General features: G+C 33.3%; 15 protein-coding genes and 1 riboswitch. Of the genes, 11 read left to right on the forward strand and 4 right to left on the reverse strand.

Features of this window, described 5'->3' with window-relative positions:
* Positions 1 to 28: 28 nt before the first annotated feature.
* The 10 genes from NQQ59_RS16320 (at position 29) to NQQ59_RS16365 (ending at position 15,227) form a co-directional block, all read left to right on the forward strand.
* Positions 29 to 1,891 (forward strand): TonB-dependent receptor plug domain-containing protein, encoded by a 1,863-nt coding sequence (locus NQQ59_RS16320; RefSeq protein ID WP_144218694.1) that lies wholly within the window; start codon positions 29 to 31, stop codon positions 1,889 to 1,891.
* Between the two features lie 161 nt (positions 1,892 to 2,052).
* Entirely contained in the window at positions 2,053 to 2,394 is a 342-nt protein-coding gene (locus tag NQQ59_RS16325) for a hypothetical protein (protein ID WP_144218695.1), read from the forward strand.
* Between the two features lie 235 nt (positions 2,395 to 2,629).
* Positions 2,630 to 2,729, forward strand: a riboswitch (SAM riboswitch).
* Positions 2,730 to 2,982: 253 nt separating this feature from the next.
* Positions 2,983 to 3,972: a TlpA disulfide reductase family protein gene (locus NQQ59_RS16330; RefSeq protein WP_144218696.1), complete on the forward strand. Its 990-nt coding sequence runs from the start codon at positions 2,983 to 2,985 to the stop codon at positions 3,970 to 3,972.
* Between the two features lie 45 nt (positions 3,973 to 4,017).
* Entirely contained in the window at positions 4,018 to 5,490 is a 1,473-nt protein-coding gene (locus tag NQQ59_RS16335; protein ID WP_144218697.1) for an aminotransferase class V-fold PLP-dependent enzyme, read from the forward strand.
* A gap of 260 nt (positions 5,491 to 5,750) precedes the next feature.
* Positions 5,751 to 6,221: a cupin domain-containing protein gene (locus NQQ59_RS16340; protein ID WP_144218698.1), complete on the forward strand. Its 471-nt coding sequence runs from the start codon at positions 5,751 to 5,753 to the stop codon at positions 6,219 to 6,221.
* A gap of 437 nt (positions 6,222 to 6,658) precedes the next feature.
* Complete coding sequence (locus NQQ59_RS16345; RefSeq protein ID WP_144218699.1) at positions 6,659 to 7,216, forward strand: RNA polymerase sigma-70 factor; 558 nt, start codon at positions 6,659 to 6,661, stop codon at positions 7,214 to 7,216.
* A gap of 113 nt (positions 7,217 to 7,329) precedes the next feature.
* On the forward strand, positions 7,330 to 8,259 hold the full coding sequence (locus tag NQQ59_RS16350; protein ID WP_144218700.1) for a FecR family protein: 930 nt from the start codon (positions 7,330 to 7,332) through the stop codon (positions 8,257 to 8,259).
* A 73-nt stretch (positions 8,260 to 8,332) separates the two neighbouring features.
* Positions 8,333 to 11,707 (forward strand): TonB-dependent receptor, encoded by a 3,375-nt coding sequence (locus NQQ59_RS16355; RefSeq protein ID WP_144218701.1) that lies wholly within the window; start codon positions 8,333 to 8,335, stop codon positions 11,705 to 11,707.
* A gap of 19 nt (positions 11,708 to 11,726) precedes the next feature.
* Complete coding sequence (locus NQQ59_RS16360; protein ID WP_144218702.1) at positions 11,727 to 13,262, forward strand: RagB/SusD family nutrient uptake outer membrane protein; 1,536 nt, start codon at positions 11,727 to 11,729, stop codon at positions 13,260 to 13,262.
* 147 nt (positions 13,263 to 13,409) lie between these two features.
* Positions 13,410 to 15,227 carry an alkaline phosphatase gene (locus tag NQQ59_RS16365; protein WP_144218704.1) on the forward strand — a complete coding sequence of 606 codons (1,818 nt, stop codon included), beginning with the start codon at positions 13,410 to 13,412 and terminating at the stop codon, positions 15,225 to 15,227.
* Between the two features lie 282 nt (positions 15,228 to 15,509).
* On the opposite strand, the gene NQQ59_RS16370 is transcribed toward NQQ59_RS16365, so the two are convergent.
* The 4 genes from NQQ59_RS16370 to NQQ59_RS16385 all read right to left on the reverse strand — a co-directional run bounded on the left by NQQ59_RS16370 (position 15,510) and on the right by NQQ59_RS16385 (position 22,022).
* Complete coding sequence (locus NQQ59_RS16370; RefSeq protein ID WP_144218706.1) at positions 15,510 to 18,725, reverse strand: TonB-dependent receptor; 3,216 nt, start codon at positions 18,723 to 18,725, stop codon at positions 15,510 to 15,512.
* Between the two features lie 294 nt (positions 18,726 to 19,019).
* Positions 19,020 to 20,387, reverse strand: a complete 1,368-nt coding sequence (locus tag NQQ59_RS16375) for a sensor histidine kinase (protein WP_144218708.1) — start codon at positions 20,385 to 20,387, stop codon at positions 19,020 to 19,022.
* Entirely contained in the window at positions 20,377 to 21,069 is a 693-nt protein-coding gene (locus NQQ59_RS16380; RefSeq protein WP_144218710.1) for a response regulator transcription factor, read from the reverse strand. Before NQQ59_RS16380 ends, NQQ59_RS16375 begins: the two co-directional genes overlap by 11 nt.
* A 35-nt stretch (positions 21,070 to 21,104) precedes the next feature.
* Positions 21,105 to 22,022: a bestrophin family protein gene (locus NQQ59_RS16385; protein ID WP_144218712.1), complete on the reverse strand. Its 918-nt coding sequence runs from the start codon at positions 22,020 to 22,022 to the stop codon at positions 21,105 to 21,107.
* A 191-nt stretch (positions 22,023 to 22,213) separates the two neighbouring features.
* Between NQQ59_RS16385 and NQQ59_RS16390 the strand changes: the two genes are divergently transcribed.
* Positions 22,214 to 22,993: a polysaccharide deacetylase family protein gene (locus NQQ59_RS16390; protein ID WP_144218714.1), complete on the forward strand. Its 780-nt coding sequence runs from the start codon at positions 22,214 to 22,216 to the stop codon at positions 22,991 to 22,993.
* Positions 22,994 to 23,117 lie beyond the last annotated feature (124 nt).

Here is a 23,117-nt window from a genome sequence, read left to right on the forward strand (position 1 = left end):
ACTACTTTTGCCAAAAAAAATTGACCAAATGAAAAAAATCTACTTTGCTGCTCTTGCAGTAATTTGTTCTAACGTTTATGCACAGTCCAAAAAGGATTCGATAAACGAAATGAACGAGGTAATCATTAATGAAAACCGTTTTAATACCCCGATCTCGAAACAAAATAGAAATGTGTATGTGATTTCGAGTGAAACTATAAAAAAACTTCCAGGAAGAACTTTACAGGAAGTATTACAATATGCAAATGGAGTAGACATCAGACAAAGAGGACCGTTTGGAACGCAGGCTGATATTAGTGTGGATGGAGGAAGTTTTGAGCAGACTGTGGTTTTATTGAACGGAGCAAAAGTTATAGATTCTCAAACCGCTCATAATATGTTGAATCTGCCTCTTCCGATTGAAGTTATTGAAAGAATTGAAGTAGTTCGCGGACCGGCTGCAAGAATTTACGGAATCAATAGTTTAACAGGAGCAATCAATATTATCACTAAAAAACCAACAGATTCTGGATTTTTAGTAAGCACATATGCAGGTTCAAATTTTGAAAAAGATACTCGCGATACTGGCGATACTTTTTACGGAACTGGAGTTCAAGCTGGAGCTGTTTTAGGTAAAGAAAAACAACAGCATTTAATTTTTGCTTCGCATGACAAAAGCAACGGATATCGCTATAATACGGCATTTGAAAACAATAAAATTTTCTACCAAGGAAATGTTCAAATCAACGATTCTAATGAGATTTTAGGTTCTGCAGGTTATATAAACAATGGTTTTGGTGCTAACGGATTTTACGCAGCGCCTGGCGATATTAATTCGACAGAAATTATTCAAACGACTTTTGCTAACATTCAGTCAAAACATGCGATTACAGAAAACTGGAAAATTATGCCAAGAGTAACGTACAGATACAATTATGATGATTATCGTTACTTAGGAAACTCAAATTTGGCCGTAGGTAGAAGTCAGCATTATACCAATTCTATTGCGGGAGAATTAAACTCTACCGTGAAATTGTCTAAAGGTGAAATTGGTTTTGGAGCAGAATTTAGAAACGAAAACATTCACTCTTCAAATATTGGAGATCACGATCGCGAAAATCTAGGAGTGTATGCAGAATACAGAACGAGTTTTACAGATAAATTAGACGTAAATATTGGAACGTATTTGAATTACAATTCAGATTACAAATGGCAGATTTATCCAGGAATCGATGCCAGTTATGCCATTACAGATGCCTTTAAAATTATTGGTAATATTGGTACAAGCCAAAGAATTCCATCGTTTACAGATTTGTATTTGAAACAAACAGGAAACATTGGAAATACCGATTTAGATTCTGAAAATGCTTTTCAAAGTGAAATTGGTTTTAAATACAATAAAAAAGCTTTAAGCTTCAACGCGAATTATTTCTACAGAAAAATTGACAATTATATCGATTGGATGCGTAATCTGACAACACAGCCTTGGCAAAGTCAAAACACGGGAGATTTAAATACTAACGGAATCAATTTACGTGGTACTTACAGATTTGATTTCTCTAAAGATTCTAGATTAAACATTCTGTTAGCTTACACTTATTTAGATTCTGAGTTTAAAAGTTCAAGAACAGAAATCTATTCTAAATATCTTATTTCGTCTTTAAAACATCAAATTACCAATACAATAGATTATCAATACAAAGATTTCTCTATTTTGTTTGCAACACGTTTTAACGAAAGAATTACGGGACCTTCTTACTGGATCAATGATTTTAGAGTAAGTCAGTCCATTAATAAATTCACGATCTTTTTTGATGCACAGAATATATTTAATGCCACTTATTTTGAAGTAGGAGCAGTGCCTCTGCCATCAAGATGGTTTACCTTAGGAGTTAAATTAGTTACTTTTTAAATTACTTTATTAGTGAAGAAAGCCTGTAAATTTCGATTTACGGGCTTTTTTCATTTACAATAAACTCAAATTGCGGTTATGTAAGAATTAATAGAAATACTATAAAATAAACCGTTTTAGAAGTAAGAACTTAGCTTTTGTGAAAATTTAAAACATTTATTATGAAAGCTTTATTGAAATTTAATATCATACTTTTTGCCGTTTTAATGGGATTGTCGTCTTGTAAAAAGAACGATGGTTATAGTGATAAAATCGAAACTAATATCGTTCCCGAAGATAGTACAGCAACAGTTCAAGATACTTCGACAACTTCAACCAATATTACAACCACACAAACTCCAACCGCTGCAAATGGAAATACAGATTCTCTAAGTACAGCAGGCAGAGGAAGCGGACCAGGTGAAAGCGTACAAGATGGTTCAACTTACACGCCGGCAAAAGGAGTCCAAAAAGACAGTGTGAAACTGCAGACAGAAAGTGCTAAAAAGAGAAAAAATAAATAAGTTAGAACGACAGATTTTAAACTCATTTCCAAAACGAAATGAGTTTTTTTATGCGAATTTTTGTTTTAAAATTTAAAAAAGTAAATAATATATTTTGAATCTAAACGCTTGTTTTTAAGTGGGTTTAAGGAGCGTTTTGGGCTTTTGTCAAATTATTTTCTAAAAAATATTATTAAATACTACTAATTTGATAGAATTAATATATATATTTGTACCACAGAAAAGTTCTGAATGATACTTATCCAGAAAGACCGAGGGAATAGGCCCATTGACGTCTTAGCAACCTGTTGCCGAATAAGGTGCTACATCCTTCCGTTTAAGCGGACAGATAAGAAAAGATTTCCTCGTAATCTGAATAAGTTCATCTAAGTCTAAACTTTTATTTATTGAAATGAAAACAGAATCCATTTTATACGCCGGTTACGAACTTTTGAATTTAATGTTCGAAGAAAATAGTCTTGCTTTCTTTCGAATGTAAAGACACTAAATTTTCCAATAATTTTTTTAAAACAGTAATGTCTAAAGACCATTTTTAATATTGGTCTCGGGAATTCTTTTGTCCAATCCTAAACTAAAAATCAAAATAAAATGAAAAAAATATTACTAGGTTTTGCGCTACTTCTTGGAGCTTTTCAGATTCAGGCTCAGGAAAATAATTTACAGTTGAAAGGAACTGTTGTGGATACGGTCGCTCAATATGTTTATCTGCAAAAATTTCACAATAAAATGTTTACCACAATTGATTCGGTAAAAGTGAAAGATGGGAATTTTAGTTTTAAAACTAAAGTTAAGACGCCAGATTTATATGGTTTAAGTGTCAATACAGCAAGTAGTCCGTTGTTTATTTTTCTTGAAAAAGGCCCAATTACAGTGAAATTAAATCCGAAGAAATATTACAGCAATTCTGTAGTTGAAGGTTCTGTTTCTCAAGATTTATTTGAGGCTTACAAGAAATCAAAAGATATCGAAATCAGTAAATTCATTACAGAAAATCCGAAATCTATTGTTGCTGCTTATGTGTTGTACAGAAATTGGTCGTACAGATTATCACCAGAACAAATTAGAGAAAACATCACTTTACTGGATAAAACGCTTCAAAATACCACTTATGTGAAAGAACTAAAAGATTTGGCTCTTGTTTTGGACGGATTAGCAGTTGGAAAAAAAGCACCCGATTTTACGGCCAACGATCCGCAGGGAAAACCAATCCATTTTTATGAAAATCTGAAAGGCTACACTTTAGTTGATTTTTGGGCTTCATGGTGTGGACCTTGCCGAAGAGAAAATCCAAATATTGTGGCAGCCTATAAAGAATTTCATGATAAAGGATTCAACATTATCGGAATCTCCTTAGATAAAAAGAAAGAAAACTGGATTAAAGGAATTCAGGATGATCATTTATCATGGCAGCATGTTTCTGATTTGCTTTTCTGGAACAGTGCCGTTGCGAAATTGTATGGAATTCGAGCAATTCCGAGTAATTATCTAGTCGATTCAAACGGAATAATTGTGGCTAAAAATCTTCAAGGAGAAGAATTACAATCGACTTTAAAATCGCTTTTAGGAAATAAAATTTGATAAAAAACAATAATAGAATATTAGTTAATTAAAAAGGATAAGGAAATGAATGCTATTGAGACAACAACAGAACCAATTGAGTTAGAGTGTTACTTCTCTAAATTTAGAGAAAATACAGTAGGAATTGATCATACTTTTGAATCGGTTTATGGCGAACAGAATCTAGTTTATGCAGATTGGGTGGCCAGCGGAAGATTATACGTTCCGATCGAGGATATCATGCTCAACAAAATGGGTCCAATGATTGCCAATACGCATTCATTTTCCAGTCAGACTGGAAAAGCTTCAACTTATGCTTATCAATACGCCAGAGAAAGTATTAAAAAACACGTAAATGCAAATGAGTCGGATGTTTTGGTTACTACAGGAACAGGAATGACCGCTGCTTTATCAAAACTGCAACGTATTATGGGTTTGAGAACTTCTTATGAAGAAGACAGACCTGTAGTTTTCATCACACACATGGAGCATCATTCGAATCAGGTTCCTTGGTACGAAACGAATGCCGAAGTAGTGATTTTGCCACCTGACGAAAATAATTTAGTCGATCCAAAAGCACTTTCAAAAGCACTTAAAAAATATGCAGACAGAAGTTTAAAAATTGGTTCGTTTACGGCTTGTTCCAATGTTACTGGAATTATTACGCCCTATCATGAATTGGCTAAAATCATGCATCAAAACGCTGGATTGTGTTTTGTAGATTTTGCTGCGTCTGCGCCTTATGTCAAAATTGATATGCATCCTAAAGATCCAGAAGAACAATTGGATGCAATATTCTTTTCGCCTCATAAATTTTTAGGCGGACCAGGAACTTGCGGTGTTTTGGTCTTTAATGAAAAATTGTACCAATCTGATTTTCCAGACAATCCAGGTGGAGGAAATGTAAAATGGACCAATCCGTTGGGGAAATATTGTTACAGCGATGTGATTGAAGTTCGAGAAGACGGAGGAACACCGGGTTTTCTACAAGTTATCAGAACCGCTTTGGCTTTGGAACTTAAAGAAAAAATGGGCGTTTCAAACATTAAAAACAGAGAAAAAGAACTGTTGGAACTTTGTTTTGCAAGACTTCAAAAAATAAAAGGTTTGTCTATTTTAGGAGATTTGAAGACAGAACGAATTGGCTGTGTTTCTTTTGTGATTGAAGATATTCATTACAATTTAATCGTAAGACTTTTAAATGACCGTTTCGGAATTCAAGTTCGCGGAGGCTGGTCGTGTGCGAGTACGTATGCGCATTATTTGTTTAATATTAATGAAAAGAAATCGGCTGTAATTACCAATGAATTATTAGAAAAAAACCAAACCAATAAACCGGGCTGGGTTCGTTTGTCACTGCATCCTATTACAACAAACGAAGAACTTTCATATATCTGCGACGCAATTGAAAAAGTAGCTTCGAATTATAAAAAATGGGAGAAAGATTATGAATATAATCCAGCAACAAATGAATTTGAAAATCCTAAAATAAAAGATTCAATAGCAAACGAAGTGAATGAATGGTTTAAGTTAGATTAGTTAGTTAAGTAGTTAAACCTAACAGGTTTTTATAATCTGTTAGGTTTTCATTCACTATCATAAAAAATGAAAAATTGCCACTTTTAGTGAAATAGAAAAGTTTAATAAATAAATCTTATTCAATCTGCTCAAATCTTTTAAAATCTGCGTGAAATACTTTTGCGCATAGATTTTTTCACGCAGATTTTAAAAGATTTACACAGATTTAAGCTGATAATTAGAATTGAAAAAATAATATTACACAATAGAATAAGATTAAAATGAAAACAATTCCAAGAAGAATCGTAACAGGTTTACGAAATGGAAAATCGATTATAGAACAAGACAATATAGTAACCAATGTTTCGGAACATTTTCCGGGTTTAATCATTTCTGATATTTGGACAACAGACAGTTCGCCAGCAAAATTTGAGGAAAATTATATCGAAAACACCGCTTTTCCGAATACACCAAAAAATGGAAGTTATTTTAGATATGTGCAGATTCCGCCAGACAAGGATTTAGGAATTGAAGCGCCAGAAGGACAACCGCATCCATTAATGCATCAGACGGATACTTTAGATTATATCGTGATTTTGGCTGGAGAAATTTATTTGATTGTAGACGAAGAAGAAACTTTACTGCAAGCTGGAGATATCGTAATTCAAAGGGGAACCAATCATGCGTGGAGCAACCGTTCCGATTCTCCTTGCATTCAGTTAGCTATATTATTAGACGCTGGAATAAAATAATGAGGAAGCCGAAGAAAATTATTTTTTTCAGTTTTTTAGAAAAATTAGATTTATTTAAAGACGTTTTTTCGCCTTGTCTTTAATTTTTTGTTAAGAGCTTTTTTCTCTTTATAACACCAATTTTCTGCTTTTTATAAGAGAAGGATTGTTATAGAGGAAAAAGCTCTTTGTTTTTTTACTGCAAATGCTTCAACGTATTATTTTAAGCCAACTTTTGGTTTTAAATGTTAATAATATGTTTTGTTTTAAGGTGGTTTTATTAATGTAAACGTAACCTTTTCGACCTACCCTCATCTTTAATTTTGGAGACATATAAGAAGAACCCAACACTTTGTATATGTCATTTTTAAAAGAACACGAACATTATCAATACGAAATCAGAAAAAAAGCCTCGGCTGACGCTTCTCATTTGATCTTTCCTATCAAAATAATGTATCATGTATAAGAAGTTTACAGACGAAGAACTTGTCGAATTATTAAAATCTGGAAAAGACAAAGCTTTTGATGAGCTTTATTTTAGATACCGCGATATTCTTGTTCGATTTGTTTATTTAAGAATGAAATCTATTGCCATCTCAGAAGAAATCGTTCAGGAAGTTTTTACCTCTATTTGGGAACGACGCAAAACCATTGTCATTCAGAAAAGTTTCGCAGCCTACATTTATACTTCGGTGCGTTATATGACATTAGATTATATCAAATCGCATGAAGTTACCGATCAATACATTCAAGAAGTTTTAGATAAAAACGTAGTGGCTTATACAAGTCATAACGCCACAGAAGATGCTATTTATTATGATGAATTGCAAAAAGCTGTTGACGAAGCGGCCGCTTTACTTCCTAAAAAATCAAAAGAAGTTTTTATTCTAAGTCGTGTAAAACATTATACGAATAAAGAAATCGCTGAAGAATTAAACGTTTCTATCGAAACCGTAAAATACCATATTACTTATGCGCTCAAATTTATGCGTACGTATTTGGGCGAATTCAATTAAACGTAAAATTCAAATTAAGGATTTCGCTTTTTTCTTAACAGAAGCGTAACCTTCAGCGCCTACCTAAAACTACAATTCCCAAGACATACTATTAAAGACATAAAGAAATTATAATGCCTGAAAATTCAAATAACGAAAACAACGAAATCAAAAATTTTTTAGACGGAAAGTATTCTCCAAAAGGACAAGAAATGTGGAATAAATGGTACGATCGTACAGATGATTTTTTTGATAATATGGAAGTAATTCAATCTGATCGTTCGCAGCTAAAAAAAGAATTACGAGATATAAAGAAAACAAACAAGGTTATTGCGCTTCATTATAAAAATTGGGCTGTTGCGGCTTCTTTGGTTTTCTTAATCGGATTATCGGTGTTTTTTTACCAGTCATCAAATTCAATTGAAAACAAGCAGTTAGCAGCAAAATTGGGAGAACACGCTCAGATTACATTGAGTGACGGAACGCAAATATGGTTAAATGCAGGAAGTATTCTAAAATACCCAAAAGAGTTTAAAGGAGATACAAGAGAAGTGTACTTGTCTGGTGAAGCTTTTTTTGATGTAGCCAAAGACAAAAAACATCCCTTTATTATTCATACCAATAAAATGGATACCAAAGTTTTAGGAACAAGTTTTAATGTTCAGGCTTATCCGGAACAGACGACACAAGAAGTTTCTGTTTTGACGGGAAAAGTAAATGTAAAATCGACAGTTACAGAAGAGAATGTATATGTCACTCCTGGTCAAAAAGTGGTGTTCAAATCTAATGATAATAAGCTTCAAGCTTTTAAAGATATTCCAGTAAATACGATTTCGCTTTGGCGTAAAAATATAATGGTTTTTGAAGAAACTCCACTTGCAGAAGTTGTGGCGACAATCAATCGTAATTACAATGTCTCAATTGAGGTCAAGAATAAAGATTTAAATGCTTTAAAGATAAGCGCCTATTTTAAAGAACTTCCTGCTGATCAGGTAATTGGATTGGTGTGCAACATCATCAACGCCGAATATAAAATGGATTCAGGAATTTACAAAATAGAGTAATTCTTTAGAACATCAAAAATAAAACTACGTAGCAAACTAATAACAAAAACAATCCCAACTAAATCTAAAAACTATGAAGGAAAAACAAAAGCGGCATGCCCAAAAGTCTCAGAGCATAAAAGCAATAGGAATGAAATTATTCCTGTTTATGACTTTGTTTTTTGCGACGCTTACAGTAAACGCCGGAACTGTTGACATTAACAAAAGAGTGACTTTAAAAGTTGACAATGAAAGTATAAAAAATATTTTCGAAAAAATAGAAAATCAGGTTGATGTGCATTTTATGTACGAAAGCAGCCAAGTAAATACGAATCAAAAATTAAGTTTAAAATTAAGTAATGTAACCCTAGAACAGGCGTTGGATAAAATCTGCGGAGCTTCACTTCGATATGAAATTGTGAGCAACAACATTGTGATCAAGAAAAATCTGAAAGTAGCAGATCAAAATAAAATTATTATTTCTGGAACTGTTTTAGGTGGAGATGATAATATGCCGTTGCCAGGTGTTGGAATTAAAGATAAAGGTTCAAACGCAACGGCAGCTACAGATTTTGACGGAACATTCAAAATGGAAATCAACGCTCCAGAAGCAACACTTATTTTTTCGTACGTTGGTTATGTAACGCAGGAAGTAAAAGTAACAAGTACACAAACGATTACAGTAAAATTAGCTGCTGATGTAAAACAACTTCAGGAAGTAGTAGTAATGGGATATGGAAGTGTGAAGAAAAATGAAGTTTTAGGAGCTGTTGGTTCTGTTTCTATGAAAGAAACTTCAAGCAGAACGTATAACAATGCGGGCGAATTATTGCAAGGAACTGTTGCTGGTGTTACTGTTATTAATGATGGTGGTGATCCTACAGCTTCTCCAACAATTAATATTCGTGGTATTGGATCTTTAAATGCTGAAACGCCATTAATTGTTTTGGACGGAATTATTTACAGCGGTTCTTTAAATACAATCAACCCAAATGATATTGCTTCGATCAGTGTTTTGAAAGATGCGGCTTCTGCAGCCATTTATGGGGCAAGAGCTTCTGGAGGTGTAATTTTAATTACATCTAAAAAAGGAGTTTCAGATCGTATCAATGTAAATGTAAATTACCAAGGTGGTTTTCAAAATGTAGCTAAAAAATTAGATGTTTTAAACGCAGCAGAATATGCTGATGCGATGAACATTGCAAGAGATAATGCTGGTTTACCAAGAATTCCTGCTTTTGATACAGCTTTTGAACCAACTGCAAGAACAACAAAAACAAACTGGATGTATGAAATTTTCCGTACAGGAGGTATTCAAGATTTGTCTATTTCTGTAAACGGAAAAACAGAAAAATCTAATTTCTTTCTTTCTGGAAGTTATAGAAAAAATGAAGGTGTTTTATTAAATACTTACGGAGAACGTTATACGGTTAGAGCAAATTCTTCTTTCAAATTGGCAGATAATTTCACTATTGGAGAAAATTTATCATATTCCTTAACAGATGGGCAAACTGCCAATACTGCAAATGCTTATACAGGAGCGATTTTAGCAGCGATTTTTTATCCACCAAATGCTACTATTTATAGAGAAGATGGTTCAGGACAATTTGGAGGAGTTCCAGAAAAATATATCGGTTCTTATGGAGACGTGATCAATCCGGTGGCGTATTTAAAAAGATTAGATAATAAAAATCCAATCTCGACTGTTTTGATTAATCCTTACGCAGAATGGGAAATTATCGAAGGTTTAAAAGTAAAATCAAACTGGGGTTATACTAGAATTCAAGATAATGCTACTGATTTTGCAGTTAAAATTACAGAGCCAGGAAAAATATTTGACTTCAATAGATTGACTCAAAAATCATTGACAGTTACAGATTTATTAAGTGAGCAGACTATTTCTTATGAGAAATCATTAGGAAAACACAACTTTAAAGCATTAGCTGGATATACGTATCAAGAAACTAAAAAAGATTTCTACACTGTAGAAGGAACTGGTTTTGATAACGAAGATCCATCACAACGTTATTTGTTAAATGCTAAATTGATTCAGCAGACAGGAGCAGGAAGATCAGATGAAATTATTTCTTCTTATGTTGGAAGAATTAATTACGACTTCAATCAAAAATATTTGCTTTCTGGAATTGTACGTCGCGACGGAACTTCAAAACTTTTAAAAGATAACCGTTATAAAGTATATCCTTCTGTTTCTGCAGGTTGGTTAATTTCTGAAGAAAACTTTATGAAAGGTTTAGAGCCAATCATCAGCAATTTGAAACTTCGTGCAAGCTGGGGACAAATAGGAAACTTAGGAAACCTTGGACCATACCAATTTAGTGTGCCTTTGGTACAAACTCAGGCTTTAATTGGAGCAACGCCATCTATCAATTACGGTTATGCAGAAAGCGAATTATCAAACCCTAATTTGAAATGGGAAAGTTCGGAGCAGACTAACATTGGTTTAGATTTTACAATGTTGAACAATAGTTTAGTAGGATCTGTTGATGCTTACGTAAAAACAAACAAAGACATGTTGGTTCGTGACCAATTGCCTGGAGTTTCTGGAACGCCTCAAGGAAGAATCGTAAACTCTGGAGATGTTGAAAATAAAGGGATCGAGGTAAGTTTAACATACCAAAAAACTCGTGGTGAATTCAAATTTGATGTTACAGCAAATGCAGGATTCTTAAGCAATAAAATTGTTTCTATTAAAGACGATTTAACTTCTCTAGAGCCTTTAAACTTAAGCAGAGTTCGTAGTTTACCTTTAGCTAATATTTACCAAGTTGGAAGCCCAGTTGGTGCTTTCTACGGATATGCAACAGATGGATTATTTCAAAGTGATGCTGAAGCAAAAGCGTATGTAAACAAAGATGGTGTGGCCTATCAGCCAAATGCTGTTGCGGGAGATATCAAATTTAAAGATGAAAACGGCGACGGTGTAATCAATAACAGCGATAGAGTAGTATTAGGAAGTCCTTTCCCGAAAACAACTTACAGTTTAAATGCTAATTTCAGATACAAAGGATTTGATATGAATATCTTCTTCAATGGAGCTGCAGGAAATAGTGTTTTCAATGCTGTAAAACATACAGGTTTAAATGCTTCTTTCCCTGGATATAATTTATTGGCAGATTCTAAAGATGCTTGGTCACCAACAAATACGAATACAAATGTTCCAGTTCTTTCTTCAACAGACAACAATAACAACTTCGGACGTATTTCTGATTTGTTTATTGAAGATGCTTCTTTCCTAAGATTGAAAAACGTTTCAATTGGATACACGGTTAAAGAAAGCTGGTTGAACGGAAAAGCAAAATTGAGATTCTTTATCTCTGGACAAAACTTATTTACAATCACAAAATATTCTGGAATGGATCCTGAAGTTGGTCTTAGAAATTTCGGAATGGATTTAGGAAAATATCCGCTTTCACGTATTTACATGACAGGTGTTAATGCAACTTTTTAAAAAATAAAAAACAATTAAAATGAAAAAAATAAGTCTTTTATTATTGAGTTTTGTGCTTTTAATTGGCACTTCGGCTTGTGAAAGTGAACTTGATGTTATACCACAGGGAGCTCCGTCAAGCGGAAATTTCTGGAAAACTCCAGCAGATGCAAAAGCAGGAGTAAATTCAATATATGCTTTATATTCTGATGATAATATGTACGGTCGTGGTTTCTTTTGGCTAAATAATGCCAGCGATGATATCGGAACAAAACCAAGACAAAATGCGGAACGTATCAAGAATTTTATTGTTGACGGAGCAGAATCTGATACAAAAGATATCTGGAGAATTCACTATGAAATCATGAAACGTTGTAATGACGTAATTCGTAACATTCCAAATATTCCTTTGGACGAAAGTACCAGAAACGGAATGTTAGGTGAAGCTTATTTCAACCATGCTGTAATGCACTTAGAATTAGCTTATCATTATGGAGATGATCGTGCTGGAATTCCAATTCAGGATAGAGAAAATTTTACGAATGTATATGTTCCTCGTGCGAAAAATGTAGCTGAAAATTATGCGTATATCGCAGCCGATTTAATCAAAGCAGCCGATTTATTACCGTATTTCGATCAGCTTACACCAGACAATTACGGGCGCGCTCATAAAACTGCCGCTTGGGCGTATTTAGTTCGTACGTATTTGTATGCTAAAGATTGGGATAATGCCATCAAATATGCCAATATGATTGTGGCTAGCGGAAAACACAAATTGTTAGATAATTTTGAAGATGTATTTAAAATCAGTAATAACTGGTCTTCAGAATATATTTGGTCTGTGACTTCAAGTGCAGAAAATACTTCTTTAGGATCTATTTTTCCTGGAGTTTGTTTAGAAGATAAAGGCTGGGGAGTTTACAACGGATGGGGAAATTTCTATCCAACAAAAGAATTATTTGATACTTATGTTCCAAATGATAAAAGAAGAAGCGCTACGATTTTACAAAAAGGAGACAAATTTGTTTATTTTGGAGAAACAGTAACTTTTAACGAAGGAAATCATGTGGTAAGTTCAAGTAACAGAACAGGTTATCAGTTTAAAAAATACATGGAGCCTTTCAGTTATCCAAAAACGACTTCTGGAGGTGTTGATATTCGTTACGTAAACGCCAACGGAGATAAACCTTCAACAGCTTTAAATGTACCTCTTTTACGTTACGCAGATGTGATTTTGATGTTAGCGGAAGCGAAATTAATGAAAGGTCAAAATGCAGATACAGAAATCAATATGATTCGTCACCGTGCAGGTCTTACGGATATTTCTGGAGCAACAATGGTTGATTTAAAAAGAGAAAGAAGATGCGAACTAGCAGGAGAGTGGACAGATCGTCATTTTGATTTAGTACGTTGGGGAGATGCAAAAGAAGCATACGCGAAACCATTACATCATTATGATGGAAGTGTAATTTATCCTGCTCGTAATTTTAATCCTGCGATTCACCATGTTTGGCCAATACCACCAGACGAAATCGCAGTTAGTAAAGGAATGTTGCCTCAAAACGAAGGCTGGTAATAAATAATTTCATTTGTGTTTTTTTAGTTTTTACACCGCAGTCTTTTTGTCGGGAGGCTGCGGTTGTAAAAAATTATTAAAACCTTTTTTGTTTCAAGACCTTTCAAAAAGTTACCTACGGCTTTTTGTTAGTATAATTTATTTTCAATGAAAAAAACAATCACCCTTATTTGCCTTCAATTTTGCCTATATGCCCAAGCACAGGAATATAGTTCTTCCAATATCCATTCTCATAATGATTACGAAAGTAAATTGCCATTTTATGGTGCTTACTCTAACGAAACCGGTGTTATTGAAGCCGATGTTTTTTTAGTAAATAACGAATTGTTTGTGGCGCATACTTCTAAAGAAATAACTTCCTACAATACATTAAAAAGCATGTATTTGGAACCGCTTTCGGCGAAATTGAAAATATTGCAAGGGAAAGCATATCCAAGCAATAAACCTTTGATCTTAATGATTGATGTTAAGTCGGATGCCGATGCGACTTTAAAAACAATTGCACAGCAGTTAAAAAACTATCCAGATATTATTTCAAATAAAAATATTAAAGTGGTTATTTCTGGAAACAGACCGTTGCCATCGCTTTGGGCAGCATATCCAGAATTTATTTCTTTTGATGGAAGGTTGAATGAAAACTATACGACTGATCAGTTAGCGCGTGTTGAAATGATTAGTGAAGATTTGCATGAAATCACAGTTTGGAACGGAAAAGGTGTAATAACACAACCAGACATTGAAAAAATTCAGGCGATTATCAAAAAAGTTCACGATCAGAATAAGAAAATCAGATTCTGGGCAACGAAGGATAATGTAAATACATATATGACTTTGATGAATTTAAAAGTTGATTTTATTGGAACCGATAAAGTGGCTGAACTGACAGAGTTTATAAACAGCATAAAAACGACATTTTATCAGAATACGGAGTTTCATAATGCGTATGTTCCTAAAAATTCTTTCAAAAGTAAACGTCCAAAAAATGTGATTCTTTTAATTGGAGACGGAATGGGATTAACGCAAATCTATTCAGGTTATACGGCTAATAAAGGAAAACTGAATTTGTTTAATATTCCAACTCAGGGATTTTCTATCACCAATTCTTTCGATAGTTATATTACCGATTCGGCTGCAGGAGGATCTGCAATGGCAACGGGAAATAAAACCAATAATCGTTTTATAAGTGTAGATGAAAAAGGAAAACCTCTTGCATCGATTTCAGAGCAATTAGCTAAGAAAAACTTTAAAACAGCTATTATTTCAGCAGGAGATATTACAGATGCGACGCCGGCTGCATTTTATGCGCATCAGTCTGATAGAAGTTACAGCGAACCTATTGCAAATGATTTTCTTTCTAATCCTTCTGATATTTTAATTGGAGGAGGACAAAAAGAATTTATTGCTCGAAAAGATGGTAAAGATTTGTCTAAAATTTTAAGAGAAAAGGGCTATACTTTTTCAGATAAATTCTCAAGTTTAGACACCATCAAAAACAATAAATTCGTTGTTTTAGAAGACGCTGCAGTAGTTTCTATGAAAAATGGAAGGGGAGATTTCTTAGCGAAATCTTTCGCGAAAGCAACAAACACTTTTGCAAAAACTAAAAATCCGTTTTTTATTATGGCAGAAGGCGCTCAAATCGATTATGGCGGACATCAAACGAATGTAGAATATGTGGTGAGAGAAATGCTTGATTTTGACAAATTGGTTGGACAGGCAATGGAATTTGTAGATAAAAATCCAGAAACACTTTTAATTGTAACTGCCGATCACGAAACAGGCGGTTTGTCTCTTATTGATGGAAGTCTCGAAAAAGGCTACGTACACGGAAGTTTCAGTACCAACGATCACACGTCAATTCCTGTTCCTGTTTTTGCTTACGGTCCAGGAGCTGAAAAGTTTATGGGATTCTATCAAAACACTGCAATTTATGACAAGATAATGGAAGCGCTGTTGACAAAATAATTTTAAGAAACAGCTGACTGAAGTTTTTTAAACACATAGAAACATAGTTTAGAAAGCTGAACAAAGGCGTTTCACTAGTTTAAATGCACATAGCAAACTATGTGAAAGAAACAATTTCTCTTTTGTAGTCTTTTTAGATGTTTAACCTATGTTTCTATGTGTTGAAAATAAAAAACCGCAATTCTAAAATTGCGGTTTTTTTATGGCTTTTCTAAACTGAAAAATCTCCCAGTTATTTAAAGGATAACTAGGAGATAGATCAAAAATAAACACAAACAATTGTTAGAACGAGTATCTTAAGCCAAGCTGACCTTGGAATCTTGAAGCTAATTGATCTATAGTATAAGGTGTAGTAGTTGGTTTTTGGAACGTATAAGTTGGATCGCCTGTTGCTGTTCCTCCTAAGTTTCCAGATTTAGTTAAACCAAGACTTGCTGTTGAATTATAAGTATTTGGAACAAAATAACTTCTTCCCCAATCTTTGTTGATAAGGTTTCCGATATTGGCCATGCTGAATGAAATTTGGAAAGTACCTACTTTAGTTACTTTAATTTCGTCCATTAATTTTAAATCAGCTTGAATGTTCCAAGGTGTAGTGTCACCATTTCTTTGAGTGAATGTTCCTCTTCTACTTTTTAAATAATCATTTCCGTTAATGAATGCTTCGTAATCTGCAACTTGTTGTGCTGCTGTAGCAGAAGGCACTCCAGCTGAACTTACTCCAATATATTTTGCCGCTTCTGTAGCATCTTTAAAGATATAAGCCAATCCTGCCGCCTGTCCTGTTCCTGCGATTGTAGAGTTTACAAATCCCCAAGAAAATGGATTTCCTGATTGTGCGTTGAAATAAACATTAGCAGAGAAAGTATTGTTTTCAGCCAATTTTACTGCATATCCAACATTAGAAACAATTCTGTGTTTGATATTAAAGTTAGAAGTGGCCAATTGAGGATCATTTGGCGTTAAAGATTGATTCATTTGGAAGTTACTTTCCATAGAATTACGAATTCCGTTTGTAACATCTTTAGAATCTCCGTACGTATAAGCCACCATAAAATTAAGACCAAAATCGTATGTTTTTGAAATCATCTCAGTTATGCTGTAACGGTATCCTTTATTTGTATTTGATAATAAGTAAGCATTTGAAAACGCTGCATTGATATTAGCCGCATAAATTGGCATCTGATGATTCGTGTCATAAGAGAAATAAGTTGGGTTATCTGTCTTATTTACTTGTTGGAATTCAAGATCACGAATTACTTTTGTGTACATTCCTTCAGTAGTAAATTTATATCCATCAATGATTTTATCGATGGCAAGAGAGTTTCTTAAAACAGCTGGCATTTTAAATTTATTATCAATTAAATCTGCCTGAACTTTTGGCGTTGCATCATGATATCCATTTAATCCGTTTGGAGTCAAAGGATCACCTGCCGCTGCAACTTGAGCCGCTGTAAGGTTGTTTTTGTCGTAACTTCCGTAACCAACACCATCATTGTAATACGCATATCCTAACCAAGCAAACGGAACTCTACCTGTAAATACTCCAGAACCTCCTCGTAAAACAAGAGTTTTGTCCTCGTTAACATTATAAGTAAATCCAATTCTTGGAGAAACTAAAGCTGTACCAAAAAAGTTGTTTTTAATCTGGCTTAATGGCGTATAATCATAAGTTGTTCCATAATTTGGATCAGCTGGAGAATTTTGAACTTGCTGACTTAATTTTGGTTTTGTCGGCATATCTGTATAATCAATTCTCACACCTGGAGTAACTTTTAATTTGCTTCCAATTCTGATTTCATCCTGAACATAAGCACTGTAAAGGTTTACGTTAAATTGTGCATACGGATTATTGAAAATCTCATCTCTTGAAGAACCATCAAATGGATAAGTTCCACGTACTCTAGAAGGTAATTTATTGTAAAAATCAGCTAGAGATTTGTATGAAATTCTTCCGTTAAGTGCATTTACGAATCCGTAATTGATGTCGTAAAATTCGTTATGTGTACCAAATAATAAAGTATGATTTCCTGTTTTATAAGTAAGGTTGTCTGTAATTTCAGTTGTGTTCTGTTTCATGTTGAAAACAGTTGCTTCACGATCATTTCCTAAGAAAATTGTTCCACCGTTGTAACCAATTTCTGTTTGGGGAAACATAATATTGCTTGATTTTGGATCACGATAATCTTTAATGGCAGAATAACTTGCTATGAATGAGTTTGACCACTGACTGTTAAAATGACTTTTTAATTCTAAAACAGTACTAATTGCTTGATTTTTTTGAGTAAAATCCATACTTGCGAATCTAAAGTTAGCCGCGTCGCGCTCTAGATTTGTTGCTTGAGAAATTACAGTATTATTTCGTAATGAAAGAGAGTGTTTGTCATTAATTTTCCAATCTAATTTATTGAAGAATTTCTGGCTTTTAGAAAAGTTGTTATAAGAACCGTAACTTCCTGGGTCGAAACCGTAATTCGTTTTAACGAAATTAGAAATTTGTTCTGCCGTAGCATTATCTACCAATGAAGTTAGTTTTCCGTTTGCATCAGTTTGTCCTGCATTGTAAAAAATAGGATCTGTTCTTTCTGCATATTCCATATTAGTAAAGAAGAATAATTTATCTTTTACAATTGGAAGTCCCACTCTGAATCCGATTTGATAGTCGCCAAAAGCTTTTGGCATTTTAGAACCGTCTCCAGCATTGTTAGGACCAGTAATTGCAGCACTTCTTCCGTAGCTGTAAATAGATCCGGTTACTGTATTTGAACCGCTTCGTGTAACAGCATTTACACTTCCTCCTAAAAAGTTTCCTAATTTAATATCATAAGGAGCAATGTAAACCTGAATATCCTGAATAGCATCAAGACTTATAGAGTTAGAGCGTGTACTACTTCCAGGCATACCAGAAGTTCCTGATTGTCCTCCTAATGATGGACTAAAACCAATAGCATCGTTATTAATAGAACCGTCAATAGTTACGTTATTGTATCTAAAGTTAGTTCCAGCAAAAGAGTTATTAGAACTTTGAGGCACTAATTTCGTAACATCCTGAATTCCTCTGTTTATTAACGGAAGACCATTTACTTGTTTTTCATTAATATTGGTTCCGTTATTTTTTGAGGAAGGTTTGGAGCCTGTTATTACTACTTCTTCTAATACGTTATTATCAGCTTTACTTAGTACAATTGTTGGTAAATCATTGTCGCCAAGTGCTAAATTGATTTGAGAGTTTGTATAATCTTTGGTGTCTTTACTTTTAATTTCTAATTCGTAAGGACCACCAGCATTTAAATTTTCGAAGCTGAATCTTCCTTGTTTATTGGTTACAGCTCTGTAAACCGCATTTGTAGGTAAATGAGTCAAGGTTACTTCTGCATCTATTAAGGGGCTTGTACCATCATTAACTTTGGCAGATAAAGATGAGGTTGTAATTTGGGCAAAAATGTTTCCCACGGTCAGGAGCATTAAAGCCGAAAAAAAGAGTCTAAGGTTTGTCATGTTTTTAGTTTTTATTTGACAAAGAAACTCTGTTTGTTTCGATCCGATTTAACGCTTTTGTTAACATAAAATGATATAACTATTTATTGTTAACTTAAAATCATCAACGTGTTATGATATTAAAGTTTTTCTATCCCTTTAAAATCAATACTTTGTGTAAATGTTTAGAAATAAAAGGATTAGACTTGTATTTGAAGTAGATTAGAGAAAGATTAGAGTATTAAGCCAATGTTACCAATTGTAAAAATGACGATTCTTAATGAGGGTGATTCACTGATAAAAAAGTGAAATTAATTACGGAAACAATAAAGAAATTGTAGTGCCTTTTTCTAATTCTGAATCTAGCTTTAATTCAATATGATGAAGTTTTAGAATCTGCATGGTGATAAAAAGCCCTAATCCTTGACCTTGTATATGACGTGTACGATCACTTCTAAAAAAGAGTTCAAAAATAGATTCCTGATCTTTTTGCGAAATACCAAGACCTTGATCTACAATTTTGATTAAAAGTCTGCCTTCATTTGATGATGCCAAAACATTTACCTTTTCAGGAAAAGAAAACTTAATCGCATTGTCCAAAATATTATTAAGCGCAATGAAAAGCATGTCCTTGTTTGCATAAACAGAAAGCAACTCTTCGTTATTGGCAATTGCATCAAAATTGACAGAAACTTTTGAGTCTGGATATTCAATTGCTTTTTTCTCCAATACATTCCATAAAATTTCATCTATTCGGGTCATTTCCATTTTCTGAGGTTCAGAAAGTTCAAGGCCGGATAAAACTAAGAGTTCTTCTAAAATCGATTTTAAATGAAAAGTATCTTTTCTAAGCGATTTCAAAACATTTTCATATTCTTCGTTTGTTCTCGGATGGCGGAGCGAAACATCAATATCTCCTATAATTATTGTGAGTGGTGTTTTTAACTCGTGCGATGCATTTTTTAAGAAATTATTCTGTAGCATTATGCCTGTTTCAAGCCTTTCTAAAAGATAATTAAAAGTCGTAATCAATTCTTTAATTTCGTCTTTTCCACTGACTGTCGGCATTTCAAGTCTAGAATGCAGGTTTTCCGTCGTAATCGTATTTACTTTGGCAATAACATCTTCAAAAGGCCTGAAAGTTTGTTTGGCTAAAAATCGGCCTAAAAGAAAATTAAGCGGAATCGCAAGCAGATAAAACCCAATAAATAATAAACCTAACGCATCAAGTTGTTGTTCTCCAACAGTATCTATTCCTGAAACGACAATAATAAAATCGCCCTGATTGTCTTTATAATATAAACCTGTAAACTGTCTGTCTTCTTTTGAAAAATAAAATATTCTGTTTTTAGAAATGGCTTTTAAATCCTTATCTGTTAAAGTAATATCAATGTCATCTCTCAGATATAATTCTTTGGTTTTGGCATTGTAAATCCTAATGGACTGATTGGTGATTTTTTTATACTCAATCTCTATAGTTTGATAACGAGAACTATCAACTTTACTGATTTCGTCTTTTTCAAAATAAAAAAAAGCAGTAATCAAGGCGCTGTCTTCAAGTCTTTCGTAATAAAGTTCCTGTCTGTGTTTTTTAAAAAGCAAAAATGAACCTGCTAGTACAAGTCCAACAGTAAAAGCAAATAAAATAGTAGAATTGACAGAAAGTTTGGTTTTAAGATTCATGAGCTTTTTTCTTAAGCATATATCCGGTTCCTTTTACAGTATGAATGAGTGGTTCAGAAAAATTCTTGTCGACTTTATTTCTTAAATAATTGATATAAACATCTACCGTATTGGTATTCATATCAAGATCAAGATTCCAAACCGCTTCGGCAATTGCAATTCTCGAAAGTGCTTTTTCGCGGTTCTTCATAAAGAAAATCAAAAGCTTCAGTTCTCTTGACGAAAGATTGAGTTCTTTTCCGTCTCTTGAGGCACTTTGTTCTTTCATATTGATTTCGATTCCTGCATAAGATTGAAAATCTAAAATTCCCGAACTAAATTCTGCTCGACGAAGTTGCGCATTTATTCTCGCCAAAAGTTCTTCAAATAAAAAGGGTTTGGCTAAATAATCGTCTGCACCAGATTGCAATCCTTTTACTTTTTCGTGAGGAGTATCCAAAGCACTAAGAATAAGAATTGGAACTATAATTTTTCTATTTCTTAAAATCTCGCAAACTTCAAAACCTGAAATATCTGGAAGCATAATATCGAGAATGATAATATCAAAATCATTTTTCATGACTTCATTTACAGCGTCATGACCTTTTGAAACAGCTTTTACCTGATACAGATTTTCTTCGAGACCTCTTATGATAAAAGAAGAAACTCTAGGATCATCTTCTACTAATAATACTTTATTCATATAGGAATTGGTTTGTTGAATAAAACATTGCAATTTTAAGTAATATAATAATCAGTGTTTGCTTTTAATGGATTTATTTTTTTATCATTTAATTCAAGCAATGTATTTTCAATCATTTCAGACATTGCATCCAAAGCAAGATCATTGGGCTGTACCCCAAAAGGATCTTCCAATTCGTCTGCAATTGCTTCCAGAGCTACAAAGGTATAAGCAATAAATACAATGATAAAAGGCGTAATCCATCCTAATGTTTCAACAAATCCAAAAGGAAGCATAAAACAATAAATATAAACCGTTCGATGCAGTAATACGCTATAAGTATAAGGTATTGGTGTGCTGGCAATTCGTTCGCATCCGCCGATGATGTCCGAAAGTTTATTTAAATTTTCTTCAAAAGCCAATTGAGTTACGCTGTCAATTTTACCCTCAGCTTTTGCTTTTTTGATCCAATTTCCCAATTCTCTCAAAATAATGATAGGTTTGTAGCGGACTTCTTTTAGACTTTTGGCAAAATCATTTTCAAGAAGTCGTTTCAAATCTTCTTCAGAATTGGTATTTCTAAGCTGATGTTTTAAACTATAAACAAGTGCAATAAGAAGATTAATGAATTCGTCACGTTTTACTTCGTATTCTTTATCATTTATAAGAGATATACTTTGTCGTGCCAAGGATCGAGTATCATTTAGAAGTGCGCCCCAAAGTTTTCTTCCTTCCCAAAAACGGTCGTAACTCACATTGTTTCTAAAACCAAGAAAAATGGCTAATGTTATTCCGAATAAAGTAAATGCTGCCGGATTAATATGCAGATTGTATTCTAATAAAAAGGGTTTGAAATAAACTACTGCGAGAGAAAACAATAGCAATAAAAGAAGTCTTGGAAGTAATTGTGGTAAAACAGAACCGTTCCACTCAAAAAGCATTCTGAACCAATTATTTTTTTTCTTGATAATCATTGGGCAAACTAAGGAATAATGATGAGATAAAAGTAGTTAAAACTTATAGTATTTCGTAGAAAAAAAACAGGAAGAATATTTTGTTTTAGCTAATTATAAAAGTGTCTGTAAAAGATCTCAAAAAGTTTTTATATTTGAGTAAACTATTCTGTAAAAGCACATTTAAAGTTTCATTTTAATCAAAATAGATTATGAAGATATTTTTTATTAGAACAATGTTGTTTTTAATGTTCTTAACTTTTTTTTCCTGCGAAAGTAAAAAACAAAAACCAGAGACTAAACCGTACAAAGCGGGTGTAATTTTGAGTTTTGATGATGCCTATGTTGATGAATGGGCTGAAGCCGATGCTGCTTTGAAAAAATACGGATGGAAAGCAACTTTTAATGTTTGCAGAATAGATTCTATTGGAGCGCCTCAAATAAAAAAACTGCTTCAAATGCAAAGTGAAGGACATGAAATTGCGGGACACGGATATCATCATTATAATGCCGTAAAGTTTGTACAGCAGAACGGAATACAAGCCTATATGGATCAGGAAATAAATCCTATGATTGTTTCTATGAAAAAGAAAGGTTTTAACGTTACTTCTTTTGCCTATCCTTATGGAGAAAGATCTGAAGAATTGGATAAAGCTTTGTCTCCTGAATTTAAAATTATAAGAGGAAGAGCTTTTGGAGGAGAACTTCCAGAAAAACAAGACAGTTATTTTAATAATTCAAAAATCGTTTTTGCTTTTGATATCGATAACAGTCACATTCATTTTAGTATTCCATATCTTTTAGAATTGTTGGATTATGCTAAAAAGCATAATAAGATTTTGATTCTTTGTAGCCATAAACCCGTTAAGAATGTAACCGAGAATTATCAAACAAAAATAGAAACTTTAGAATTTGTGTGTCGATACATGAAGCTTAATAATCTCAAATATTACACTTTATCTGATTTGGATAATCTATTACCTCAAAAATGATTGTGTTTGGCAATTTTTATTTCAATGAATAAAAAGTTTGAGTGTTGTAAAATTAATTATATTCGCTTTTACAAAATGAAGTGAATGTCTTAATTCGCTCATCCAAAAACAATCGAAATAAAAT

Source organism: Flavobacterium panacis, from assembly GCF_024649945.1.
GTDB lineage: Bacteria > Bacteroidota > Bacteroidia > Flavobacteriales > Flavobacteriaceae > Flavobacterium > Flavobacterium panacis.